This window comes from Streptococcus agalactiae (assembly GCF_949788565.1).
Classification (GTDB): Bacteria; Bacillota; Bacilli; order Lactobacillales; family Streptococcaceae; genus Streptococcus; species Streptococcus agalactiae.
Genome location: NZ_OX460932.1, coordinates 1 through 3,041, shown reverse-complemented (window position 1 = coordinate 3,041; position 3,041 = coordinate 1). Strand labels below are relative to the sequence as shown.

At 34.8% G+C, this 3,041-nt stretch carries 4 protein-coding genes; 1 reads left to right on the top strand and 3 read right to left on the bottom strand.

Features of this window, described 5'->3' with window-relative positions; genetic code table 11:
• Nucleotides 1–1,362: 1,362 nt before the first annotated feature.
• Nucleotides 1,363–2,025, top strand: a complete 663-nt coding sequence (locus tag QOR44_RS10245) for a hypothetical protein (protein WP_012477808.1) — start codon at nt 1,363–1,365, stop codon at nt 2,023–2,025.
• A 26-nt stretch (nt 2,026–2,051) separates the two neighbouring features.
• Here QOR44_RS10245 and QOR44_RS10240 read toward each other — a convergent pair whose 3' ends face one another.
• The 3 genes from QOR44_RS10240 to QOR44_RS10230 all read right to left on the bottom strand — a co-directional run.
• The gene (locus tag QOR44_RS10240) at nt 2,052–2,225 is read right to left on the bottom strand and encodes a hypothetical protein (RefSeq protein ID WP_012262163.1); all 174 of its coding nucleotides are present in this window, start codon (nt 2,223–2,225) and stop codon (nt 2,052–2,054) included.
• A complete protein-coding gene (locus QOR44_RS10235) occupies nt 2,218–2,844 on the bottom strand; it encodes a replication protein (protein ID WP_012477807.1) in 627 nt (208 codons plus the stop codon). The genes QOR44_RS10240 and QOR44_RS10235 overlap by 8 nt, the downstream gene beginning before the upstream one ends.
• 59 nt (nt 2,845–2,903) lie before the next feature.
• Nucleotides 2,904–3,041, bottom strand: a 138-nt coding sequence (locus tag QOR44_RS10230; protein ID WP_012262094.1) for a plasmid copy number transcriptional regulator CopA, incomplete at its 5' end; no start/stop codon positions are given.

Here is a 3,041-nt window from a genome sequence, read left to right as displayed (position 1 = left end):
GAGTCACCTCTCAAATTTTTATAAAAGCATAGTAGCACAAATACGCATTTAATGCAATGTTTTTCGTATTTTTTTAGAGGAATTTGCTAAATTCGCCCAAAAACTCGCCGAAAACTCGCCGAGCACTCGTAACCGCTAAACCCTTGGGGCTCTAAGGCTAAGGCCTGTTTTTTTTTGAAATTGGCACTCGGCACTATATGGGGGGTCGTAGTAGCCCCCCATATTCTGGATTTTTCTACCGAAAAACCCCCCTCAAAAATTGCTCCACCCAACCCAATTTTTGACACCTTATCCTACACGTGATACAATGAAGGTGCTTAAAAGTTCAAGAAATATAAGCATAAAGAAAACACCTAGGGGGGAACCTAGGTGTTTTTTGTTGCACTTGCTCAAGGTGCTCAGGTTAAGTTATTTGTCGCCTTTGTTTTGCCACATGCGGATTAACCACTCCGCAATTAGTTCTGCAACTACACTGACAGTCAGCGGTAGCAAAACAAGTTCAAGAAATACTTTTAGCATAAAGTTTCACCTCCCAACTTTCGCTGTTTAGTGAATGCGACTTGGTTATTATATCATGCACGCTTGCTTTATTCCATGGTCTCCTTGACAACAAGAAACCAGGGACGGTAATACTTGCTTTGTCGGTCGGTCGAACAAAGTTCTGACCAACCCGCCCCAGCTAAGTCTACCTTGTCCCTGCTTATCGTCAAGGAGCTTTCACGGCATAAATCGCTTAGTTTATCTCTAAAACCTCTCAGAAGGCTCATATTTGCTTTCTAAGCCATTTTACAATCTGATTCAGGCAAGCAACGGGTTTGTATACACAAACCGCTTAAATGGCTTGTTAGGATCCCTAAGACCTTATTCAGATTATGTCACCTGAATTTGTCGCTACGCTCGACTAAATGATTGCCATTCCATATTTTTGTTGGAAAGTATTCCAACAAAAATATGGAATCATACGAACATCAGTGAGTAAAAAAATCGAATGCAAAGACATCAAAAAAAGACCAGCATTTTTAAACTAATGTTGATCTTTTTTATTACGGTTTTAGGAGAATCCTAACAAGACAAAAATTCTGTTTTTTAGGGTTTGTACGGACAAACCCGTTGCTTGCCTGAAATAAAAACAAAACTACTTCAAAAAATAATTTTGCTTAGTTGCATTCCATATTGCGACTATTTTTGTGCCTTCCGCTAAGTCATTATTGTTGAATAAAACCTTAAAATAATAGACATCGGAAATGACAAGTAGTATAATGAAAGCGGATTCAATATTAAAAAATTATTTAGGTTAGAAAGGAAATAATCATAAATCCTAAATATAACAATTACCAAAAACACAGGAAGGAAAAGCAGTTTATGAAAAAAATAAAACGTCTTGTTATCTCTCTTGTTACTTCATTACTAGTAATTTCAAGTACAGTTCCAGCACTTGTTTACGCTAATGAAACAAATAACTTTGCAGAAACTCAAAAAGAAATTACAACGAATTCAGAAGCAACATTATCCAATGAAGACTACACTAAATTAACTTCCGAAGTAAAAACAATTTATACAAATCTGATTCAATACGACCAAACAAAAAACAAATTTTACGTCGATGAAGACAAAACTGAACAATATTATAACTACGATGATGAAAGTATAAAAGGGGTTTATCTCATGAAAGATAGTTTGAATGATGAGTTAAACAATAATAACTCTTCAAACTATTCTGAAATAATTAATCAAAAAATCTCTGAAATTGACTATGTCCTTCAAGGAAACGATATAAATAATTTAATTCCTAGCAATACCAGAGTAAAAAGATCAGCAGATTTTTCTTGGATTCAAAGATGTCTAGAAGAAGCATGGGGATACGCTATTAGTCTAGTTACTCTAAAAGGAATAATCAATCTATTTAAAGCAGGAAAATTTGAAGCTGCTGCTGCTAAATTAGCTTCTGCTACAGCAGGTAGAATCGCTGGAATGGCTGCCTTATTTGCTTTCGTAGCAACTTGCGGTGCGACAACTGTATCATAAAAATAAAGGAACTCAGATGAGTTCCTTTATTTTTTTTTGAAATTATAGTAAGTCTCAAAAATATCATAAATAACTAACAAAGTACCTAAACTATAAAAAATAAATTTATAGTTTAAATTTTCAATAACAAAGCTAGTAATAACAGAGATATAAATAAACAATCTAGTTAAAATAAAAGCTTTTTTCTCGTATCTATCCATTTCCACCACCTCTTTTTCTACGCTGATATGCACCGTCAAACAACAACTTCATAAAACCAGTCTTACCAGCAATCACCTCGTTCACCAGTTTTATAGTCAAGCCGTATGCTTCGCCATTTTCTTCAACAAAATCATATAGGTCGAATATATTTTCAAGCATGTAAGCCCTGATAATACTAACAACGACATTAAAAAGCTCGCCTTTTTCTTCGACATCTAAAGTCACATAACGATCAATATCAAAATTGTTAATGAGCTTTATATCAGCCCTATCATAAACATGTTTTTTCTTAGCAATAGCGTCCTTACTTTCATGCGTTAAATACAAATACGTATTTTCGACATTCAAAACAACTTGAACCAATGCAAGACTTTTCTCACCAAGAGTTTTCTTGATTTTCCACCTAATACTATCTGCAGTAACTGGATTTTTAGCAATGTAAAGTACGTGATAATGAGGTTTTTTATATTGCTGTCCCTCGACATTGCTCTTGTCTTTATCATGAAGCGGGCTAATTGCCATCGGCACTCCAAGCATCTCAAGTTTCAATTCCCAATCGTTCGGGATTGATTCTGGATAGAGCAAAAAAGTGAAGTATCTTGCTTTTTCTTTAGCCATAGGATATAATTTACCCAAGAAATATTTAGCTTAGCCAGTGCCTGCCAGCACGGCTTTTTTTATTTTTCTTGACCTTTCTTGTAATTTTCTAAGGCAACAGAAATCATTGCAGATTTAGATAACCCCATTTCTTTTGCCATTTTTTCAAGATTTTCAAGCACAGAATCACTGAGCGTTATCGTCAATCTTTTTTTCAT